Genomic DNA, 21,863 nt, shown 5'->3' on the forward strand with positions numbered 1-21,863 from the left:
TATCGAAAGTGTAAGAATTCTCATAGAAACGGAGGACCTTATTTGAAACCTGCTAAACAATTAAATTTAGGAGTGCTACTCTATGGATGTGGACATCACCAAGCCGCTTGGATGATGCCTGAATCTTCGATAGAGTTGATCGGCAACGTCACATATTATCAAGAACTGGCCAGGATTGCAGAGTCTGGATTTTTGGATGCGGTTTTCTTTGCAGACAATCAATCATTTCCTGCAACCACCTCGACCGAAATACCGGCATTTTGGTTTGATCCGATGATAAATTTAACGGCTATCTCACAAGTCACGAACCGAATCGGTTTGGTTTCCACCATTTCAAGCACTTTCTCTAATCCATTTACTGCATCGAGACAGTTATTAAGCCTGGATCATATCTCGAAAGGACGTGTAGGGTGGAATTTAGTGACGTCGATGTCCGACTGGGAGGCAGAGAATCATGGAATGGATCATCTTCCTTCTAGGGAGAGGCGCTATCAGAAAGCTGATGAGTTTGCGGAAGTGATGGATAAATTGTTTCTCTCGTGGTATCGAGGCGATTTCTCCCCGAATCGATTGGCCAACCATCTCATCAATGAACAGAATATTGAACCGATAGATCATGTCGGGACGTACTTTAAAGTCAAAGGTCCCTCCACTACACCAAGTAGCCCGCAAGGAAAGCCTGTTGCCATGCAAGCGGGGGCCTCAGAACAAGGGATTGAACTGGCTGCAAAATATGCAGATGCAGTGTATTCAGTTTCTTGGAACTTGAAGCAGGCGATGGAATATCGGAATCGTTTAGAACAACACCTCGTAAAACAGAACAAACCTATTCGCCACGTCAAGATATTTCCGGGCCTTGTTACATATATCGGACGAACAAAAGAAGAAGCCTATTCAAAAAAGCTTGAGTTAGATAAAAGGCTACCTCTAGAGAACGCGATCAAGCAACTGAGTTACTTTATAGGTGAAGATTGCTCGAAGTGGGAACTTGATGAGAGGGTACCTTCGTTACCGCCAATCGATTCATTTACCGGTCCTGTCGGTCGTTATAAAACCATATTGGAAATCGTACATGACAAAGAACCGACACTCAGAGAACTCTTAGGTTATATCAGTGCTGGGGGAGGACACCTCACTCTAATCGGGACACCAGAAGAGATTGTAGACGAGATGGAGCGATGGTTCAATCTGGGGGTTGCAGATGGGTTTAACCTTATGCCACCGACTCTGCCATCAGGGCTAAAAGATTTCGTGGAATTGATAATCCCTGAACTGCAAAAAAGAGGGATCTTCCGAAAGGGTTACGAGGGGGCTACTTTACGTGAACACCTTGATCTGGTACCTCCGGGTTCGCGTGATCGATCTCCTCAACGGGGTAACTACGAGGAAGAGTGACTTGTGGACTATGCCGTATCAATCTTCCTCTGGAGCGATGAGGCGAACCACTAACGAAGCGACCTCATTATCAGGTTCGAGAGTTTGAATTCTCTTGGCTATTTGAACGGCATCTCGGTCACTAACGATTTTTTCAGGAACGGTGTTCAAGAACAGCAGGTTTTCTAAACTCCTTACATCGATGGAGTGATTCACATCTAAGGACTTTTTAGCATGCATCAATGAAGAGGCATAGGCGCCCTCGATGTGGCATAGAGGGTGAGTGAGAACCTGAAAAGCCAAATCATGTAGCTCGGGAGATTCGTCTTCATGAAGCAGATGCACCAGAACTACATAGTTGGTCAAACTCTCATTTGAAAATGCTATCGACAAAAGCTCGTGACTGAATGCCTCATATCCGACGTCATCGTATAGTTTTTTCACTTCACCGACCTGCATGGATAGGATTAATTCCTCCAATCGACTGTCCATCCCATAGCCTCCTTCCATTTCAATATTGTGTGACGTAGCATTAGGATTGGCTATTCCTCCTCTCAGAGAAGGACAAGAGTTCTCTGATACAAACGATTCGTCATGAGTGAATGATTTCTTGTCGCATCGTTTGTGGGGTCAATCCATCGAGATGAAAAGAACCTCGATAAACATGTAATACAGACTTGTCCCCCCTCAAGGCTAATGGGAAAACACCTGATCTGCTGGTTTTCAATTCAAAGTCTTCCGGTGCGATTTCAACATCGAGTTCATGTCCTACCACAGCGTAAGAATAAGGAGTTGAAAAGTAGAAACGCGCTAAACACCGAATGATTCTATCTGTCTGAACGTTTAACTCATCAATAGACCCGGAACGTGGGACAATGTCATCCCACCGAATATCTATAAGAATTCCATGAAAATGATTCACGATGACAGGGGTTAAGTGAACATCATTGCTTCTCACATCGAATGCATCCCCAGAAAGCGTTAGGGACGGATAGAAATTTGAGAATACATTCAGGTCAATTTCATCGTCGACGATGTCTTCTTCGACCCAGTGTTCTCCGTCAGTGTCTAGGCTATACCTTACTTTCATCAAGCGACTACCTTGTGCAATAATCGAGCTTAAATAACTACATAGATTAGGAATAATGGCATCATTATCTGAAAACACTAATGCGATGTTGATATAGCCGCCAGATCTAAACATCAAGTTCAACCCCTATCTTCGGTTTCGAGCCATTCCATTCATCATAGTACTTGTCATACAGTCTGTGATATGTCGTTTTGATTACTATAATAGCACTATCGGTTGAGAGCATATCAATCATCGCTTGTGACCTCATTTTTTCATGTGACTTGGAAAATAGATAGGCTCACATGGACCTTTTTATTTTCAGGGCATTAGGTTAATACATGGTTCTGAGAATCAAAGGTCTCAAAGCACGGTATGACTGTGGGATGTTGATCCATCTCTCCAAATACGGATCATAGTAATGACCACGTTTGATTCCTGCTCTTGAATTGTATTCTTCTTTGAATAAGGTTTCTTTCTCAATTGTTAGATGCATTCCTATGCGCTCATCTGAAACCTCATGCTCGTCCAATCCTTGCGAATCTGGACCCAGCCGTTCTTCAAGCTCCTTAACAGAAAGATTAGCATAATAGGACCATTTTTCTGGGCCAGCCAAAAACCTGAGTCCCTCATAGAGGGAGTCGAACTTGAGGAATTCTCGTCTTGTTTCAAATTCTTTGGCGTCTCGCCATTCGTATATGGTCAGCCAACGTTGAACGAAATCGAACAACCTGAATGTACCTTCGCTTAAATCAGGTTCGGACTTGTCATGAGTCACGACTTGTTCTTCACCGTCTGAGTATTTGACATAGTAAATGACTTCACCGGACATCTCTACGTCCTCTAAAAAGGTTAGTAGCTCCATTTCATTGTCATGAAGTAACTCTATCAAAGAGATTTCCTGTTTGGAATCCCTAGCTCGATACTTGACGACCAGGGTTTTAATGTTGTAAATATTCAGATTCATTGCCTCCTATACTGTAAAATCGATGAGAAGTGACCGAGTTTTATATACCTTGAACAGTTCGAGAGGGACTAGATGCACAAAACTCTGCCCCCAATTACTCGTCCGGCACCGTTGTTTGGTCCATCATGTGAGGACATTTGAATCTCAAAATTGACTACGTAAGTTCACATTCATTCTTCACCTTTCTCTTGATTTATTTCGTGCTCGAATGTCATATCAGATTGATTTCTGGTTGAGTGTATTTACTGATCAGTCGCCCTTCTTTTTATTTTTAAACGCAAAAGGAATCGAGATCATGAATGCGCCGATCATGCACAACGTCGAGTAGGATGCCAGTTGGCTTCCTTCGCTTCCTATCTCATCCACCAAGATTCCCGTATTGAATAACAAGACGAGGGACCCGATCAAAACGATAAAAGAATTAAATGAGATCCAATACGAGCTGGGGATTTTCGAACCCAAAAAGGCCAGGTATACGAGGTTACTTAAACTGAGAAACAGAAAGACGTAAATCAAAAAATTCAAAGAATCTAGAACATCCAACATACAGAATCATCCTCTCGTAAAATACAATTTAAGAATAATAGGTATTCTTATACAATTAAGAGAACCATAACCTCATTCATGAAGGCAATCCTGCTATAGATGTATTCAGTTTTTACAATAGAAACTATAATATTCTATATTAATCCTTTTATGTTTTGGTATTGAATCAAAAAATTACGGTAACCAAGTTAGTTTAATACAACCTCATTGTCACTGAGTTTGAAGGACTGACTCGAGAAAATAAGGATTTTGAGAAATAAAGTTCAATGATGTTTCTAGGTTTTAGAACAAGTGTCAAGGAAAGTGTGGTGTAAAGAGTGTATTGGAATGAGCTGATAGGGTATACGGTTCCTCTATGTGTGATGATGGTTATATGGTTACGTTACAAGAATTTTGATACATACTTCATGTTTTCTTGGGTATTTAGTGTTATCAACGTGATATATGCATATATAATTTATTTTCATGATGTCGTTAACAGCTTGATTCACGCGGGAGGACTTCATCCGTTGGATTGGATGATTGCTCTTTATACGATAATCATAGTCTGTGGGATAATTTATGGATGTACTGCCAGTGTCTTGATCTGCCTATCGTATTTAGTTTATCGACTGCGTAATGGGCGATTTCCTAAGCAGGATGTGTGATCAAGGTCCACATGCGTCGCTTGAATAGGAGCGTATATGACATTTTATGAACGGGAGGGGTAAAAGTAAAATGAACAAGAAGGATATCGAACTTCAAAGGTCATTAGAATTTTTAGCGAATGGGTGGGAGGTTAGCAAGTTAGACATCGATTACTTGCATGAGACGATTTCACTCATCGTCGAGAGCATACGGCAACAACAAATAGTAAGAACACACATCACATTCAAAGAGGTACTCTCCTTCTATGTATATCAGGAGGAGGTTGCTTACTCTGAGACCCTAGATGCGACATATAGACTTAACGACCGAGGAAAAGACGACAACGTTTTTGTCAGCGAGATCGGATTTCACAGGAACGGGTTCGGACAGGTCAAAATTAAATGCATAGACCCTGAACAGACGGCGATTAATGCAATCACTTCAAAAACGAATATGTATTTCCAAGTCAATAATAAGGACCACTTTTTTATCGAGTGTAATGCTATCGAAATCAACGATGATGTCTTCGAGGGGTTGATTCAATCGAGTGAGAGTTTAAAAATCACTCTCGACTAATTTGGGAGGATATGATTCTAGAAACGATTCTCAGTTTTAAAGGCAATGGATGTGTGGTCACAGTTCTGAATTGAAGTATATATGTCTGATTCTTAACTTTTATCGGAGGGTGGTCGGGTGTAGGGTTGTTAGCCTACGGTTTAATAGGGCTAGTCGTGAGCACACTTATTGTAACTGGTGTTTGGATACTTTTGAAACATAGAAAAGCTGATTTGTAATCGGAAGTAACGCTCTCCGTGGTTTGCCTAAGAAATAAGACTCGGTATAGATTCCGTTTCGTACTCGAGGAGAAATGTTACCTATTTCATTTCAGATTTCAAAAGTCAGGTCTGTTAAGTCAGGATTATGGTTGATCTGATTGATGGGCAGACATTTGCTAAGAACTATCTACAGCTAAGTCATATAAAGATGGAGATTTTATCACTAAAAGTCAAAAATATCGTGTATGATGACTGATACAAAATCAAGTGAAAACAAAAATAAAAAGAGGTAATGAGATGAGTATTAGAATTACATTTGATAAAAAATTAGGGTTGGGATACATATATCTCTTCCCTGAAAACTATAGGTACAAGATACATGAAACGAAAGAACTAGACTCGAATCCTTTTCTCGAGTTAGATTTTGATGAGTTAGGACGAGTTGTAGGAATTGAATTATTAGATTTTGAAACACTCAGCTTGAGTCAGGTAGTGAGTAAAAACATTCGCTATGAGAAAAAATCAAATTGTGTTTCTCTACGTTTAAATAATGTCCCCATTGAGAGTACAACAACATTTGCAGGAATCAAGTTCCATTTTTCTGAGGCGAATTACACCGGCTTTATAGGGTTTGATATCATTGATTTAGATAAATACCCTATTCAGGATCTATAAAATAGTTGTTAGTTTTACAAGGCCGAATATGAGGTGTTATCAAATACTTAAGCACGACTATTTCATGCTGTCAGTGAGAACAGTATGGTTTTGAGGTTTTAACGGCACTATGTATTTCAGTTAGCTCATAAACAGCAAAGTTAAGTAATTTTTACTTTGATGTTCGACCTCATCTTTGAACCTTTCAAATGTGACTAATGCTACGTGGGAAACATATGAGTAATCACAAAAAAGACACTCTGGAAGCAATCGAGAGTGCCAATTTATGAGCAATTGTTAGAAGTGAGTGTGAGTCCAGCATTTTCCGAGACTTTAATCTAAATCGACAATCGAGGAAGTCTGATTGACTCCCTCAATTGTCGTAATAGCGATTGTAATGCGGAGCATATTTTTCCTTTAAGTTCTGGATCTTGATATCATCCCAAGAAACGATATCAACCACGTCGGTACTCACATACATTAGGAAGTCGTCGTTGTAAAAAGCGATATAAGCCTGTGTGTCCCCTTTGTAAACTTGAGTACAATAGTTCATGACCTCTGTTAAATTAAGATTTCTAATGAGGGTGTAAACAGCACCATCCCCAGAAAATTCATCTACCACAGCGTGTTCTTTCCAGTTTCGAATCGTTAGATATCTGCCAAGTTTAGAATTTGATGAACAACGGACATTGTCCATGATGTATTCAGATACAAACATGAGATGAAGTGGCTGAGAACATTCAAAAATGGATTTTAGAATGTCCTTTAATAAAGAAAGATTTAACTCGTCCATACTAAATCTGATTCGGTGTGCTGAATCGACTTGAAAGTATGGCGTTTCTTTAGTGACATCAAAAACAATATTAAATTTATCAATCTCAAACATGAATTAGTCTCCTATTCTATTTAGTTGAGCATCATATGTGCCTGAACGTTTTTTATACTGTGTTGATCCGAATTTCATTTAGCTTGCCCTCATTCTCAGTTTTACAGCTAACATCACTACTAGCAATATAGGTAGTGAAAAAGCTAATGTTGCAATAATCATCTACTTCATGATTTGTTCTTTCTTGAATTGTATCAGTCCATTCCCATATGTGTCATAAGTGATAAAAATTCGAGGGGATTTACTTTTTAGTTCGTAATTGAATGTTTAGAATTGATGGATTGATTGATGGTAAATAGCCTGGTTTTTGTCCAACGTAATCGTGTTTCCTATGTAAGTCCTGGTTTTCTTCAATCAAGACCAGGATTGGTGTAAATTAGACTGAGATATTCTTGCTTGGATGCGAGATATCATTAGGCTATCAACAGGAGAGTAAGATTTTGATGGATAATTTCCAACCAGTCCAACAGACGATGGAGGAGTTTTTTCGACGACTTCCTGATCGGTACAAGGGTGGAGACGAAGAATTTAAACTCGTGAGCATTGGACATTTTTTTAGTGTGAGAGAAGGAGAATGTTTGACCGATTTTTTCCGTCTTCTTTAGTACAAAAACGCTTCGCCATAATCGACATACGTAACATGTAGAAGAAATTGGAGAAATCTCGCGTTACAATCGACTACATGCGCAATAAAATTGAATGTATAGTAATATGGTTTGACGTATGAAAAACATAAAATCTAAATGATGTGATAAAATCAAAAGTAGAAGTATCACAAAAATCATTACGTGAATAGGAGATTTATATGAATTCTAATGAAGACGTAAATCATACAAAAAACACAAAAAAATTCTTACATACGTATGGGTTTATTTTATTCTTCTCATCTGTTTTAATGTTTATAATTCAGCATCAATATTACACTTTATACGAAGTGGTTGAAGGAATGATTTTCTTTTCCGTTGTCACGTTAATATACTTTACTTTAGTTCATCTATTCTTTAAGAACGAACAAGGTAGAAAAATTGTTAGTTGGTCATTGCTATCTCTATTCGTTATTACGATGACAGCACTTTTTTTTATTTGAAAAATGTTAAACTCCAACAAAAAAGCAGACAATCTTTTGTTAAGATTGTCTGCTTTTTATTAATCCCATAATTCAAATATAATATTTCCGACTATGTTGCGTGTAGTTGTTACTACGAATTCTGCATCGTTATCTGCACCATCAACATATGGATCCACATTGAAAGTATAGCAACTGTTGTTTCCCCAGAACGAAGTTGCTTTGATGACCGATCTAGAACTTCCATCATCATATACTGTAACGTTTGCTCCTCCGAAAGCTTCTTTCAAACAGATTTTCGCCTTTCCACCTTTTGCTCCATTCAAATATCCTACTGTACCATTACCTATGATTGACGTGTCAACCAATTTCCAATCAGCAGCTTCTCCGTCAGTTGGCGAAAAAAACAGACTCCCTACTAATACTGCACTAGCAAATAACCCTTTACGAAACTTCTCCATAAACATCCCCATTTTTTGAAATATAATACAGTAATATTATAACAATAAAAAACTAAAATGCATTATTTTTATGGAAAATAGAGGGATAATTTTTGGTTTATAAAAAATAATCATACTTTAGAGGATTATGGAAAGAGGATTATGAAAACAAATAAAATTAAATGTCTGTTAAAGATGTTTATATTCATTGTGTAAGCCTCAAGATTTTTTGAAATAACACTAGGAACTACATGAAATAAAATATGATGCGCCACACTTGGGTACGAGATGGTGTTAGGTTATCAATAGGATAAAATGATTCAGATGGATAGTTGTCAATTAGATTAATAGGCAATGGACAAGATGATAGAGGTATTGCTTCGATGCTTTCTAGATCGGCTATAGGAACAGTTCGACGACTTAAAATTCGTGAACACAGACATACTGTGTGATATGGAGGAAGGAGAACACTCGATTAATCCCGAACCTCCTCAATCAGCATGTGCCGCTGGAATGCATCAGGCTTCAACTCATCGCGGTGCTCGTCTTTAAATCCATCGTGGCTGAATTGAGTTCTTTGAACTTGTATATCGAAGATCACGCCATCACCCGTATCACCCTTCAAGGAAAACGTCCCCGCATCTATACAAATGTCACGCCGTCAACCATCACGGTGGACCACCTGTACATTTTTCATTGAAAGGATTGTAAAGACAAGAAGAGGCAGAGCAAGTAAGCATAATCAGGAGAATCGAGATGAAGCAGGCGTGCCGGATGCTATTTTAATTAAGAACACCGATGGATGAAAAGATGACGAAGAACCTATTGTGCTTGTAAGCTTATACGATATGTCCAAACATGAGGTCCGTCAAGGCGAATCGGAGAGCCGTGAGTCTCAACAGTGAAGTACGTTTCAAAGTCAGATGTTACCACCGTATAAAGATTACAGGATGAAGCAGGATAAAAAACGCATCCTTCGATTTTACGAGGATGCGTTTGATCAATTTGACTCTATTTGTTGACCGTCGCATGAGTATGATTACTCTCCGACCATGCCATCCCCGTCATTGTCCTGCATATAAGTATAACCAATGGCTGCTTCTGATCGGCATGCTGAATCCAGCATCTTTGGCTTCTTGGATTGTCACTTGCCCGTTGCCGTTCGTGTCGACGCTTGAGACGTCTCCGCTCGGTTCTGTAGCCACCGAGGGTTCACTTTCGGTCGCGGCAACAGTGTTCTGCTCGGTCTCTGCACTTGCGGCGGCAGCGACTTCTTTCTCTGCCTGTTTCTCAGCGTTCACAATGGCTTTTTTAAGCTCCGCCTCGTGTTTTTTCTGCATTTTTGCTTCCGCTTCCTTTACTGCTTGGGCCGTGATTTTATCGGCGTCCTCTAATTTCTTGGTTAAGGATGTGATCTCGGTCTTGTAGTCTTTGACCACCAGCTTTAAATCGTCATATTCTGATTGAAGACTCGCAAGCTGCTCTTTCACTTCAGCGACTCCTTGCTCACATTGTTCCGCACTGATTGGGGGTTCTTCGAGGTTGAATGCCCATCCCCAGAACAGTAAAAAGAAGACTGTGATTAACACGCGTCTTGCCCTCGTAAACTTTTGATGCCACCACATCAAAAAGAGTCTGACAGGGATTAAAAAGATTAGCATTAGGACGATAAACCACGTTGATTTATAAAATTTCATAATCACTCCTCCTCCAATAGAGAATATATAATAATCCTAATTAGAGAGAGAGGTTTATTTTACAAGTTAAGACAATAGTATTTTATTTTTGTATAAATTAACGCTGTTTATTTCTGCAGTAGGAACTTTTCGTACTTTGTAAAAGCATAAAAAATAATTGTACGTCAAACGGGATATCACTTTTGAGGCCATTCTTTGAATTTGGCTGTAAATAAACAAGCATGTATACATTCGACGTCGAATGTATACATGCTTGTTTGACTACTATTATAATCGTTAGGTCAACATGAATTAACTGTAAGATCATCTACTTTATCTAACGGGTATTTAAGATGATTTTGAGTGAACTATGATTCTAAATCATCTATCTAATCTGGTTATAGTAAGCCTAGGTGACTATAGCAGGATAAAAAGATAAAATGCATCATTTTGTTCTTCTAGTGCGCAATTGTCAACGTCCTTGCCGTGGCACTTAGGTATATTTGTTAATACGACTCATTTTATCGAAATATACGAACACGTTGAAGCACATATGTACGATGATGCATAACAGTATTTCTTGAGAGTACCAAAATAAGATACTTTGACCAAGTGCAAACACGATTTTGTAAATGGACTTCGTACCCTGATGAAACATGTGGGTCACAGTGAACGATAGGCTGGACACCAAAAAATAATAGAGGATCGGAAATCCAAGACTCATGAAATGCTGATAGAGAAAATAGCGAAACACCAATTCTTCCACAATCGGATAGAGAAGAATCGATACGATGGCAAGTAACGTATAGCGATCCTTAAAAAAATCGAGCCTCACGTTTCGATAAGATTGAAAGTACTCGAACACGAAAGACCCGGCCAATAACGTTAACGCTGATAGCGCTAGATAGATCATCTTGATTTCTGAGAACAATAAAATGTTCATCAAGACGACTAGCGTCAAGACAATTAAGAATCGATATAGCTCTCGAATGTTACTCCATAAATTCAATGTATTCGCCAACACCAACAACACACCAGGAAAGACCGTCAGATAAAATACAATACTACGCCAAAGGATGGGGAATTCTATTGTGAATCCCTCCTGTCTGTTTGAAACGCGGGTGATGGAATGGCGGATAAGAAGGAAGTGAAATCGGGAGAAGTTCTGGTGTAATGACTTTCACGACCTCTAAGTTCAAATGTTGGAACTCGTGTGATGCAATCGGCAGATAACAGGCGAATTTTGATAATGACTGTGTCTGGCGGATTAAGTCAGATAAATCGGACGTTTTATTTTGATGACTAAATTGTGAGACTGGTTGATGCTTTAGAACAGGGCGTCCGTATTTTGCGTAGTAAATGACATTGTCATCGAGATTGTCGATGTCTTGTTTATCAGGTGAGCCAGTTACCTGTTTAAATTTATCGGTATCCATCCAAGATACGTTCAATGCATACTCTACAACTGTCATGCACTCGAAGAAACTGCGGTAAACCGCTGTCTCCATTGAAGAAGATGCTTGAGAGCCGACGACGTATTTAGGTAAAGGTGATGCAGGATTCTTAGTCGTGATTTCACATACGACAATATGTAAAGGCTTGTCATAGGAAATGTCTAAGAAATTGACATCGAAGTGTGAGAGGAACATCTTGACGGCTTTTCGTTGACTCGAGAAATATTTAGTCAGAATATCCTCGATGTTCACGTTTACCTTTGTTGCTGTATGCCCCCCGTACCACCAAAGATTGAGTGAATCAATTTGTAAGAGCTCGCTGATACTATTCTCTAAGGCCTGAGGAAATGACTCATGACAGGCAGTACCCGTTGAGACCGCACTATTATTGACCCTTTTCTCGTTCTCGAAAAGGGTTTTCTCATACATCACTACCATCTGAAGAGGGATGAACACAGTTGTTTTTGGATCGAACAAAGAAATCATTGGCACCCATTGCAAGACATCCTCATCAGAGATGAAATGGGCAACATCTTCTCGTGCAAAGTAAACATTGATCAGATTTAAGTCACAAATCAATGCGGTTGGGTATGTTTCGGTAAGTTCTACAAAAGAGGCGTTCACGATTCTATCTTTATAGGCTGCATACATTGTCGCAAAGGAGAATCGTTCTGCACTTTCCCCTAAAAAACTGACCAATGATTCGTTATATGTGGTCCCATAACCACTCAAGTGGTAGTTGACGTCTCGAGGGGCGCCCTCGATGACTTTTGAGAAATCTGTGTAGTTTGAGGTCATATAGAAATACTGTGGAACGGGATGCGAGTTACACCCAAGGAAGAACGAATTCTTGTTCCATAGACCGGTCACGGTTCCGCCAAGAAGTGATTGGCGGGTTCGGTTATAGTTGATGTCATTATATACTGTGATCATTACTGGAGAATTCCTTCCAAAATGTTAATCGAGCGTAAGGTTTGCTCTTTAAATTGGATGTTCTTCATCTCGGCACATGAAGGACAACTGACATGAACACGATTTGTGTTAAATGAATATTCATAGTTCTGAAGGTGAAAATGTTGCACATTCCCAAGTAGAGAACTACGTTCGTAAATATTGATATTCTCTAGCTCTTTTTGAATGATTCCTGTGATGATATTCAGTTCAGCCGCTTTCGGTGTTGATTCATGATTGGATTCAATGGGGTATTCTGGATATCCAAATCGTGTGACGATATTTTTTTCTAAACACTCAAAGCAGCCGGTCTCTCCGTGATGAATGGCTGTAATGAAAATGTGTTCATTATCAAATGTGGCGATAGTGTTCTGTAGGTTTGCCAAGTTCATAAGGCGATTAAAGGCACGAAGTCGATTAAGGTTGGCCATTGAATCGATCATATATACCGAATCAAAGCCGCGAAGGAAATTAGCGGAATATTCCGTCTTTTCTTCGAGTAAATGTTTCTTTTTCTCCTCCATGAACGTTTTAACCAAGTCTTTAGATAGAATGGTCGAAAGTTTTTCCACTCGCGCTAATCCAGAAAACTGTGTGGAGGTAAACTCATGAATTGAATCTTCGACCAATACTAGAATGTTTTCTGGCCGGTTAATTTTTTGATCTATGTAGCCCATTCGGTTCAAAAGTGTAAAATCTTCAAACGTATCTGAGTGCTCACTGAGTGTGATCCGACGGTCGGTAATGAAGCGATTAAAGTCCTCTATGAAGCGGATACTACTCTCTTCTTTATCGATGGTGAGCTCGTCTCGATGAAGGACCCCTTTATGGAGGATATATTCATGTTGGTTATTGATGACCCTTAAAGAGGGTGGATAAATAAAAGTTTTCATATGTTATTCCTTTCCACAGATACTTGAGAAGATGATGTGCTCGTTTACTTGATCTAGATGCAAAGCGGTTTCGATAAGATTTTTATTGAATCCGGCGACCGGGCAAGATACGAATCCGAGGGACGTAGCGACCAAGTCAAAATTATGAGACATGACGCCTACCTCTACAAACGAATTGAGTAGTGAAAGCTCACCATATTTGACGTAGTTTCGGTTGATGTCATACCTGAAAAATAAACTGAGACAGGAGTTTAGCATATCCATTCCCGAGCCAGCGAAGAACTCGGCGGTGTTGATCGTATCGGTATCGACAGGGGCAAGCGTATGTGAACCTGGTTGGTATTTATAGAAGCCGTTGGATAATCCCTCTACGTTGTTGATATACAAGTAAACGGAGATGGGATATAAAGCACCCCCAGAAGAGTACATTCGATGTTTTCCTTCCCTCGAGCCTGGGAGGGAAACATCTGATAAACCGAATGCATACTTCAGTAGGTGGCTGAGTGTATCGATAGACATTTCAAAGTGATGAAACCGTCGCCCAGATCTTCGCTTCAAAATGATAGAAGAGAAAGACTCTTTAATTTTCTTAAATTTCTTTTGAGGTAAAAAGATGGTCGTTTCGTCAATAATCTCCTCATACTTTATCGAGTCTCCATACATACCAGAAATGTTTAGTTCGTTGAATTTAGCAATACTTTTAAAATCATTCAAGCCCTGTTTGTTTAGGTTCATCAAATATGAGATCATCGGGGACTCTGCATTTCCCTGCAAGATTTGCGTATAGAGGTGCTTGTTATCGCGATTCGAAAGATTGGACGAATCGTTCAAGAGAACAGTATGTTCATGCAGTAGACCCTTATTTTTGATATGAATCATTATGCTGCTCTCCTAGACGTCTTTTTCTTACGACCAAACATGAGCTCACCGAGGACGACGAACAATAGTGAGGACACAACGCCGAGTAACATCATATTGTTCGTATTTGGGCTCTCTGTACCATTCTCGAAACTAAAGATTTCTAAGCCTAAGAAAGTGATCGCACCATTATTAGCAGCGGCTTCTGTATACCCGAAACGGATGACAAAATAAAATAGCACTGCCGAAGCAATCATTCCTACAACAATCTCTAAAGTGACTCTTAGTGCCTGTTTATTCATATAATTTCTCCTCGATTCCAAATAGTTTTAACTACGACAAGTCCACTAGCGATGAATATCCATACTGTGTTTACCCAAAGGAAAGTTTTATTGATGAGTGAATCATTCGTCCAAATCTTAAAAAAGTCATTCGCTAAATATTTGACTGGTAGAAATTCCGCTATGTTTCTGAGGGGTGATGGGAGCTCGTTAAATGGAACAAATACACCGATGAACATATAGATTGAAAAGAGTAAAATCATCCCTAGAGGCAACAAGAGCTTTGTATTTCTCACATAAAGAGCGAGAACAAGTCCAACCAAAAACAAGCCTACCATCAGGTACATGGTATGTAACAAGTAACTAAAGAGGTGTGCCATGGTCGGGAGGTTCAAATCAAAGAAAACCGTAGCCACTAGAATGTTAAATAAGATACTGGATAAGGCCAGCACGACATAGGATAGTAAGTCCGCAATCAATAGACTACGAATATTGACCCCGAAAAATTTTAGTCGCTTCAAGCTGTCATTCCCAATACTTTCTCCCACCCAAATTGGAAAGCTGATGAAAGCAATAGGAATAAGTCCGATTGCCGTACTGATTAAAAAATACTTATCAACAAATCGATATCCGTTCCCGATGGAGAAATTCCCATATGACACAACCATGATCGTTAACATTAGAATAGGAAACACCAAGGAGAAGAAAATCGAGATTGGGATTCTGAGCTGCATTTTCAAGCTCAATTTCAAATGAGTAAGCATCATTTTGTCCTTTCACTACACAATAAGAATGAGGTGTACAGGTTTTGCTTGAGAATGGTGAAATCCAGGTTTTGTTGTTGCACCTTACGTAACCAGTCCGATTCCTGATTGTGATTTTCAATGATTAAACCGAGGGAATCCTCCATCTTGATTTTTTCTAATTCGATTGAATCAAGAAATTCTTGCTTGCCGTCCATAATTTTGATGATAGAGTGATGTGAATAAATGTCTTCAAAAGCTGAGATGACCCCAAAGAACATGATTTTACCGTCTTTTAGAATCAATAAGTGAGTCGCCCAATCTACTAATTCTTCAAAGTAATGTGTGACATGGAGAACCGTCTTGCCTCGAGTAAACTCTTTTATATTGCCCAAGAGCTTCTCACGCTTCTTGAAGTCTAGTCCTGAGGTGATCTCATCAAAGATATAGTAGGAATTATTTCGTGTAGAGGTAAGCGCGAGTGTTAGACGTTGCGCTTCTCCACCAGACAAATCTTTTATGTAGCGGTTTGCGAGTGTCTCGAGTTCATAGGAATGAATTAGTCGAGAATATGCCTCATCACGCCGTTTGTAATTTGTTACAAGTTCAATCAATTCGTATACTTTCAACATGTCGTTGTATATATTTTTTTGAAAGACGATGCCGACTTCTGTAGGGTGGATCTGGGGTGTCACACTACCATCAAAAGGTATTTCACCCAATAGGGCCTCAATCAGTGTGGTTTTTCCCGCTCCGTTTTCTCCAAGCACGGCGACTATGCTACCTGAAGGAATCTCAATTTCTTGGCCAATAAAATCGAGAATTTTTTTTGATGGCCTTTCAACAACTAAATCTTTAATGGAGATAGCAGTGTTCAAAATATGGGCTCCTTTTTAAAAAAAATGTATCCAGGAATACAGCGTATTCCTGGAGCGTACATAGCGATTAAGCAGATGAAGAACATGAACATGAGCAAGAACATGAACAAGAGCATGAACCTGCAGCGTAATGCATTGTTTCTGAGCCATTCGACATCTCAGAGTAATTACTTGAAGCTTGATGTTTGATTTTCATGATGGTTCCTCCTGACTAGAAGCTCACGTGGCAATTTAATTATTGAATATGACGATATTGGTAATCAACCGTAAATAAAGAAAAAAATGGAATTGATGTAATTGGCCTATGACATTTGTCTAAGTGTGACAAATGTCATATTGAAGTCTTAAAAATCGTTACTAAGCACATGGAAATCATAAATAAGCACATATTTTCTATCTTATTAGCTCTTTATTATTCAAAGTAGTAAACGATAAATGATTTTTATTTTAATTTGGCTCTGAAATACGATTTGTTAATTAGGGGAATATGGCTAGAAGAGACTAAAAAATATGAAAAGAAACGGGTGGGAACGTTAAATAAGTATTATGCACATCATGGTCTAATAGATCCTAAAAAGAGTCTATTTCTATAGAGAGTGGGAATGCGACATCAGTTAGAAAGCAATCCATTAAGAAAGGCAGACCTTTCTACTGAGGGACAATCTAACGAAATACAGCAGAGCGTCCAAATATAGAGGGAACATTTCAATGAAACATAAATGGTGGCAAAGAAGAATACTCATTTTTTCATCTAAGAACTGTCGATTAGGTTCCCTCGGCTCGTGTAAATAGGATAACCTCAAGAAAAAGTGAAGGGTATTGATCATGTCGAAATCGATTTAGTCGCCCCGTTTTTAATGATGAAGGAGAAGTTTGAACATAATCTAAGAACAATAAATTGATGTAAGCCGTCCCTTTGTGGATAAAGCTCTTAAAGCGATAATAATCGAGGAGGTAGACGAAGATTGATACTCGTACATATCCAATTTTCGTTATGACGTATCTCTATGTTCTTGGACTTTACTAACAGGAGGCACGTAGCATAAGGATAACGTCAAAAGCAAATATTTGTGCATTCCCCGTACTTGCTTGATTACCTGGTGTTCGAAGTGGGTTAGATTCTTTTTAATAAATATACTACTGAATGGAATAAACAAATTATTCACGTGTTGATTGAAAGATATCCCTCGATTCAGAGAATAAAGAAAGTGAACAAGCTTGAAAGGCCATACTCCTGTGACTAGAGAATGGCCTGTTTAAGTAACAATCCGCGAATAATTTTTGTGTATTCATTCACGATCTAGTAATTCTATTTTAAAAATATCTGTACTACCTGAGCGATCCGTTAAAAGTGTAATGGAGACTAAATCTCCATTTGATAACTCGGGAAGACCAATAACATCATCATTTTGATAAATTGTGATTTGTTCTTCAAAAAAATCGTAATTGAGTGTACCTTGAAATTCTTCTTTATTTAATTCAATTCCTTCAACTCCTATGGAATCGTTATCGATTTCTGTGATTTGCGCATAAAAAGTCTCCACATCTGTTGGTTTGAACTCCCACAACGTTTTTTCGTAGTCCTTATATGCATTCGTGTAGCCTGCAAAATAGCTAATTAAAATGCCCATCAGTAATATAAAACCAGACATGATTATAGTGATTTTGTAAGGGGGGGTAAGCGTAGAACGTTTTTCATTATTACTTTTTAAAGCTTTATTGATATGACGTTTGTAAATTTGAAAGTAAATAACGATCGAGACAATAAATATCAATAATAGTATTGATGAAGCAACGATATAGTTTGGGAATGGCAAGAAATATTCCTCCTTTAAATTTGAAAGTAGTCTTTAAAAATATGATAGTAACTTCTTGTGACATCAACTTTTTTTCCGTTAATTAACGTAAGGATGAATTTTGAAGAAAGTGTCGGCTTTATTTGTTTTATTTTACTGGTGGAGATGATGACAGAGTTACTGATGCGTAAAAATGCTTGAGGATCTAGAGAGTTTGCGATTTGGTATAGGCGCTCATTGCACTGGTATAAAGAGTCATTGGTCTGAATTTCAACACTATCGCCGTAAGACTCAATGCAAATAATGTCTTCTACAAATAAAACGAGTTTCTCACTGGTTTTTTTATCTCTCACGGTTAAACTTTTAATAAAATTATTCACTTCACTCAATACGAGTTCAGCAGTGTCGTCCACTTCTATTCCTTTTTCTTTCAAAATTGATCTTATTTCATCGAATCGATCTTGACCTACACAAAGTTTAATTTTCAAATCACGTCCCCCTTTCGTATTTGTTTAACAAAGAAACCTGATTTCAGAGTCAGTGTAACAATTGGGAATTTATATCACAATATAAGAACGGTACTTTACAATTATATTCAGATGAAATGCATTAATGGGTGGATACTCTTCCTAAGTTAAACTTGAGATTTGAATTAAAACAAATCATCAGATGTTGTTCTATTATTAAAACTGATGTTATTCGCACCTATTCAAACCTAAGCACCCTAATGCGTCAAAGGAACGTGAATACTTTAAAGATATGCCAGACGCACTTAAATAATATTTGATTCATGAGGTGAAAAGATGGATTATATCTGTCCTGTTTGTGGTTATGATGGCTTAGAAGAATCAGCATATAATGAATATGATCTTCCTTCGTTTGAGATTTGTTCTTGCTGTCGATTTCAGTTTGGAGACGATGATGATGTTGAAGTTAGGGAGGGAGTGTTCTTATCGAGAGAAGAAGCTCATTCTGTTCACAGAGAAAAATGGATCAAGGATGGAGTAGAAATTTTTCAGCCAGAATACTATCCAGCAGAATTCCAAGTGAATGACCGAGTAATAAAACAACATTTAATCCAACAGTTAAAGAACATTAATATCGATATCACTTGATAAACGGATATAGGACGTTTTGGATTCGGATTTTTTCTAATTTTATTATATTAAAAATACTTTATTCCGATTTATGAGCTGAGCCCTATTTTACGGACAGTTTAATAAATAGTGCCTCGAATTCTATACGGCGATCAGATGGCCCCGGTATTCTCCGGGGTCATTTTTTTAGGTTCCATTGCTTGCGTTCGCTGTTTTAATAGTCGATGGTCAAGAAGATTTTTTAGATGCCAGTAGAAGGACTCGATCGGTGCGTTGTCGAGACATTTCCCATGACTTTCGGTCAACAGCTCCTCTCTTCCTGATTCTCGAGGACGGCCAGTATATTAAAGTCGCCCGTGTAAGGGATTGACCGGTCCGAGACCGACCCCACGTTTGGATTTGACTTTGGCTGCCTGAGCTGATTGTTCGTTGAAGATGATTTTAACCTATGGATGCGTTTCCCCGTCTGAATGAATAGGCTCACTATATCGATTCGACCGCACGCAAAAAAACTGAATGAGTACTTTTTATCGAGTGTCTGTCATTCAGGGTTCAGTTCATCTTATATTCGATTATTTTCATTTACACAGGAAATAAATACTTAAGTGTTAGAGGAACTCGATAAGAAATGAAACTACCATATATACAATGGGGAGGAATGTTATCAGTAACCCGATTAGTCTGGTTCTACTCTTAAATTGTAATGCTAAGCCTACTAACCATACAGCAAACAAAGTCAACCAAAAATAACTGGATAGTGGCTGAGTTGCTTCTGCCATTCCGCTTATCCCTAAAGCTATTACAGTAAGAGCTGTAACCACTAAACCAGTTATAATATTGATAGTAATTAAAAGTGACCTATGCATGGATATCCTCCTTAGATTGAATTTATTTCAATTTATAGTATAAAGTTATTTATAAAATGGTACAAATCCCTAATTGAGATTGTAAATGTATATTTTAGTTTAAATGCTAAGCTATTAGTTACTTCTATGTAAATTTTTTTAGAGCGTTATTATGACTTTTTGAAACCGCTTGCTGTGATTTATTTAATAAAATGCTACTCTCTCTCCCGCACCTCCACCATATCTCCGCTGCAAATCGCGTCATTCAGCACATTCTCATAGACCGATAGGACCTGTTCATCGACATCACGCATCTCAATCTTTTGAATCTCCTTATGGTACTTCGTCAATAACGCCTTGTGCTCGGGTATGAGGAATGAAATCCATTTCAGCTCACCCTAATCGCGATACATCGTCATAAAAATCACCCTCCAAATAAAAAGAACGTTTGTTCCTGTTTTATACCCGATTTGTCTCGTTTGAACAGCTTTTTACGTGATTGATGATCCGTGCGTCCTGTTTCCGTACTCTAGCTCGCTGGTCGTCCGGTTCGATGAAGGACGGAACTCTCCCTACTTCCGGGTGGTGATCTATCTGGATTTGGAAGAGCGTCCAATCAAGAGCGTATATCTATACGGGACATGGGTGGTGGCGAATGGAGACGTCAGTTTCGTCGTCTCAGAACTATCGAAGGATGTATTCGAATATGAAGTGATGCATGTCCATTGGTTCATCAAGTATCGCTTCGAGGATTGGGGAGTCTCTGAAGACGGGGCCTGGGAGAAGGAATGGTGATCCGGGCTCACCCCCTGACGGTCCGATAACAAGAGCTGCTTTAATACGCATCTCTATGTTCCTGGCCCTTTCTGACGGGAGGCACGGAGGTAAGGGCAACGTCAAAAGTGAGAGCGTGGACATGGCTGACACCACGCGAGGAACGTTATTCGGTTGAATGATGTTTTATTTTTGATAATAATAAGTTGATTTAAAACTTAAATAAACGTAAAAACAATTTGACATTTAGGCAAGTGGAATTTAATATAAAAAAGTAAAATGTTTTTGACATCAATTCTAATGAGAAAAGGGGAAGATAATGGAGAATAAAATTCAAGTATTAAGAAAAGCAAAAAATATATCTCAAAAAGAATTAGCTGAAATGTGCAATGTAAGTCGTCAAACAATTAATGCTATTGAAAATAATAAATATGACCCCACTTTAAAATTAGCTTTTAGAATTGCGCATGTTTTAAATTTAAATGTTGATCAAGTATTTTTTGTAAGTGAGGAGAAAGATAATGAGTAAAAATATTAAATCGGTTTTCTTTATAGTGGCCATAATTGTTATTTTCATAAGTACATTAATGAATATGATTTTTGAAGAAAATATAAGTTTCTTTACAATTGTTCAGTTAGCAATATTGTTGGTCATTTTCTTCTCATATTTTACTTGGTCTCAATCAGATCAAGATGATAAAGTAAAACCTGACGAAGAAATGGGTCAAGAAATAACAAAAACTAGTGCGTTAATAAGTTATAAGCTATTTACTATAGTTATTTTTGGATTAATTGTAGTAGATAAATATCTAGAGATTGAAACCAGTATATTATTAGTAATAGTGTTTGCTGTTTCCTTAATTCTTATTCCAATAACAGAATACTTTGTGTCTAAGCGATACAAGTAACATTCAAGATGAAAATCTAGATTTGATTACTTTAAACAAGTGTAAGGTGGTTCAATTTTTTGAACTTTTACTCTTCATCTTAATAGATTAATAAACAATCTAAAAATAATTAATTAAGCGGCTGGAATCCTTAATTTAATAGGATTCCAGCCGCTTAATCATTTAGAAATACTTCTTAATATTACTTAAGGTACTATGCACTTATGAAGTCACACTTTTTAATGTAATTATTGATTTAACTACAATCTATTTTAAATGCTTTGATTCTTCGAATTGTAGATTTACTTATCCTCCATATGAATCA

At 38.2% G+C, this 21,863-nt stretch carries 23 protein-coding genes and 1 pseudogene; 7 read left to right on the forward strand and 17 right to left on the reverse strand.

Annotated features, from left to right (window positions below; all coding sequences use genetic code 11):
- Positions 1–42: 42 nt before the first annotated feature.
- A complete protein-coding gene (locus KNO69_RS14150; protein ID WP_214818849.1) occupies positions 43–1,395 on the forward strand; it encodes an LLM class flavin-dependent oxidoreductase in 1,353 nt (450 codons plus the stop codon).
- Between the two features lie 18 nt (positions 1,396–1,413).
- Here KNO69_RS14150 and KNO69_RS14155 read toward each other — a convergent pair whose 3' ends face one another.
- The 3 genes from KNO69_RS14155 to KNO69_RS14165 form a co-directional block, all read right to left on the reverse strand.
- Positions 1,414–1,866, reverse strand: a complete 453-nt coding sequence (locus KNO69_RS14155) for a hypothetical protein (RefSeq protein WP_251124984.1) — start codon at positions 1,864–1,866, stop codon at positions 1,414–1,416.
- Positions 1,867–1,966: 100 nt separating this feature from the next.
- On the reverse strand, positions 1,967–2,578 hold the full coding sequence (locus KNO69_RS14160) for an Imm64 family immunity protein (RefSeq protein WP_214818850.1): 612 nt from the start codon (positions 2,576–2,578) through the stop codon (positions 1,967–1,969).
- A 199-nt stretch (positions 2,579–2,777) separates the two neighbouring features.
- A complete protein-coding gene (locus KNO69_RS14165) occupies positions 2,778–3,410 on the reverse strand; it encodes a hypothetical protein (RefSeq protein ID WP_214691643.1) in 633 nt (210 codons plus the stop codon).
- 1,263 nt (positions 3,411–4,673) lie between these two features.
- Between KNO69_RS14165 and KNO69_RS14170 the strand changes: the two genes are divergently transcribed.
- Complete coding sequence (locus KNO69_RS14170; RefSeq protein ID WP_214818851.1) at positions 4,674–5,159, forward strand: YxiG family protein; 486 nt, start codon at positions 4,674–4,676, stop codon at positions 5,157–5,159.
- Between the two features lie 497 nt (positions 5,160–5,656).
- Positions 5,657–6,034 carry a DUF2283 domain-containing protein gene (locus tag KNO69_RS14175; protein ID WP_214818852.1) on the forward strand — a complete coding sequence of 126 codons (378 nt, stop codon included), beginning with the start codon at positions 5,657–5,659 and terminating at the stop codon, positions 6,032–6,034.
- Between the two features lie 352 nt (positions 6,035–6,386).
- Here KNO69_RS14175 and KNO69_RS14180 read toward each other — a convergent pair whose 3' ends face one another.
- The 13 genes and pseudogenes from KNO69_RS14180 to KNO69_RS14245 form a co-directional block, all read right to left on the reverse strand.
- The gene (locus tag KNO69_RS14180; protein ID WP_214818853.1) at positions 6,387–6,899 is read right to left on the reverse strand and encodes a hypothetical protein; all 513 of its coding nucleotides are present in this window, start codon (positions 6,897–6,899) and stop codon (positions 6,387–6,389) included.
- A gap of 1,146 nt (positions 6,900–8,045) precedes the next feature.
- On the reverse strand, positions 8,046–8,426 hold the full coding sequence (locus tag KNO69_RS14190; RefSeq protein ID WP_214818854.1) for a hypothetical protein: 381 nt from the start codon (positions 8,424–8,426) through the stop codon (positions 8,046–8,048).
- Between the two features lie 1,018 nt (positions 8,427–9,444).
- A pseudogene (locus tag KNO69_RS15365) lies at positions 9,445–9,595 on the reverse strand (DNA/RNA non-specific endonuclease); the annotation flags it as partial.
- Positions 9,596–10,574: 979 nt separating this feature from the next.
- A complete protein-coding gene (locus tag KNO69_RS14200; RefSeq protein WP_214785024.1) occupies positions 10,575–11,105 on the reverse strand; it encodes a CPBP family intramembrane glutamic endopeptidase in 531 nt (176 codons plus the stop codon).
- A gap of 40 nt (positions 11,106–11,145) precedes the next feature.
- Positions 11,146–12,468, reverse strand: a complete 1,323-nt coding sequence (locus KNO69_RS14205) for a YcaO-like family protein (protein WP_214785026.1) — start codon at positions 12,466–12,468, stop codon at positions 11,146–11,148.
- Entirely contained in the window at positions 12,468–13,379 is a 912-nt protein-coding gene (locus tag KNO69_RS14210; RefSeq protein ID WP_214785027.1) for a hypothetical protein, read from the reverse strand. The genes KNO69_RS14205 and KNO69_RS14210 overlap by 1 nt, the downstream gene beginning before the upstream one ends.
- Before the next feature lie 3 nt (positions 13,380–13,382).
- Positions 13,383–14,258 (reverse strand): SagB family peptide dehydrogenase, encoded by an 876-nt coding sequence (locus KNO69_RS14215; RefSeq protein ID WP_214818861.1) that lies wholly within the window; start codon positions 14,256–14,258, stop codon positions 13,383–13,385.
- A complete protein-coding gene (locus KNO69_RS14220) occupies positions 14,258–14,539 on the reverse strand; it encodes an LlsX family protein (protein ID WP_214785031.1) in 282 nt (93 codons plus the stop codon). The genes KNO69_RS14215 and KNO69_RS14220 overlap by 1 nt, the downstream gene beginning before the upstream one ends.
- On the reverse strand, positions 14,536–15,285 hold the full coding sequence (locus tag KNO69_RS14225) for an ABC transporter permease (RefSeq protein WP_353047435.1): 750 nt from the start codon (positions 15,283–15,285) through the stop codon (positions 14,536–14,538). The genes KNO69_RS14220 and KNO69_RS14225 overlap by 4 nt, the downstream gene beginning before the upstream one ends.
- Complete coding sequence (locus KNO69_RS14230) at positions 15,282–16,139, reverse strand: ATP-binding cassette domain-containing protein (RefSeq protein ID WP_214818863.1); 858 nt, start codon at positions 16,137–16,139, stop codon at positions 15,282–15,284. Before KNO69_RS14230 ends, KNO69_RS14225 begins: the two co-directional genes overlap by 4 nt.
- 67 nt (positions 16,140–16,206) lie before the next feature.
- A complete protein-coding gene (locus KNO69_RS14235; RefSeq protein WP_152567760.1) occupies positions 16,207–16,335 on the reverse strand; it encodes a listeriolysin S family TOMM bacteriocin in 129 nt (42 codons plus the stop codon).
- A gap of 1,093 nt (positions 16,336–17,428) precedes the next feature.
- Complete coding sequence (locus KNO69_RS14240; RefSeq protein WP_214818865.1) at positions 17,429–17,956, reverse strand: hypothetical protein; 528 nt, start codon at positions 17,954–17,956, stop codon at positions 17,429–17,431.
- A 14-nt stretch (positions 17,957–17,970) separates the two neighbouring features.
- Entirely contained in the window at positions 17,971–18,423 is a 453-nt protein-coding gene (locus KNO69_RS14245; RefSeq protein ID WP_214818867.1) for a LytTR family DNA-binding domain-containing protein, read from the reverse strand.
- Between the two features lie 315 nt (positions 18,424–18,738).
- On the opposite strand from KNO69_RS14245, the gene KNO69_RS14250 reads away from it, so the two are divergent.
- Positions 18,739–19,050 carry a hypothetical protein gene (locus KNO69_RS14250; RefSeq protein ID WP_214691652.1) on the forward strand — a complete coding sequence of 104 codons (312 nt, stop codon included), beginning with the start codon at positions 18,739–18,741 and terminating at the stop codon, positions 19,048–19,050.
- 1,042 nt (positions 19,051–20,092) lie between these two features.
- Here the strand turns inward: KNO69_RS14250 and KNO69_RS15470 are convergent.
- Positions 20,093–20,269, reverse strand: a complete 177-nt coding sequence (locus KNO69_RS15470) for a YolD-like family protein (protein WP_353047499.1) — start codon at positions 20,267–20,269, stop codon at positions 20,093–20,095.
- A 103-nt stretch (positions 20,270–20,372) separates the two neighbouring features.
- On the opposite strand from KNO69_RS15470, the gene KNO69_RS14260 reads away from it, so the two are divergent.
- From KNO69_RS14260 to KNO69_RS14270, 3 genes are all read left to right on the forward strand, one after another.
- Positions 20,373–20,672, forward strand: coding sequence for a hypothetical protein (locus KNO69_RS14260; RefSeq protein ID WP_214818872.1), 300 nt, complete (start codon positions 20,373–20,375; stop codon positions 20,670–20,672).
- Between the two features lie 298 nt (positions 20,673–20,970).
- Complete coding sequence (locus tag KNO69_RS14265) at positions 20,971–21,180, forward strand: helix-turn-helix transcriptional regulator (RefSeq protein ID WP_214818873.1); 210 nt, start codon at positions 20,971–20,973, stop codon at positions 21,178–21,180.
- Positions 21,173–21,559 (forward strand): hypothetical protein, encoded by a 387-nt coding sequence (locus KNO69_RS14270; RefSeq protein WP_214818875.1) that lies wholly within the window; start codon positions 21,173–21,175, stop codon positions 21,557–21,559. Before KNO69_RS14265 ends, KNO69_RS14270 begins: the two co-directional genes overlap by 8 nt.
- Positions 21,560–21,863 lie beyond the last annotated feature (304 nt).

This window comes from Exiguobacterium sp. s131 (assembly GCF_018617345.1).
GTDB lineage: Bacteria > Bacillota > Bacilli > Exiguobacteriales > Exiguobacteriaceae > Exiguobacterium > Exiguobacterium profundum.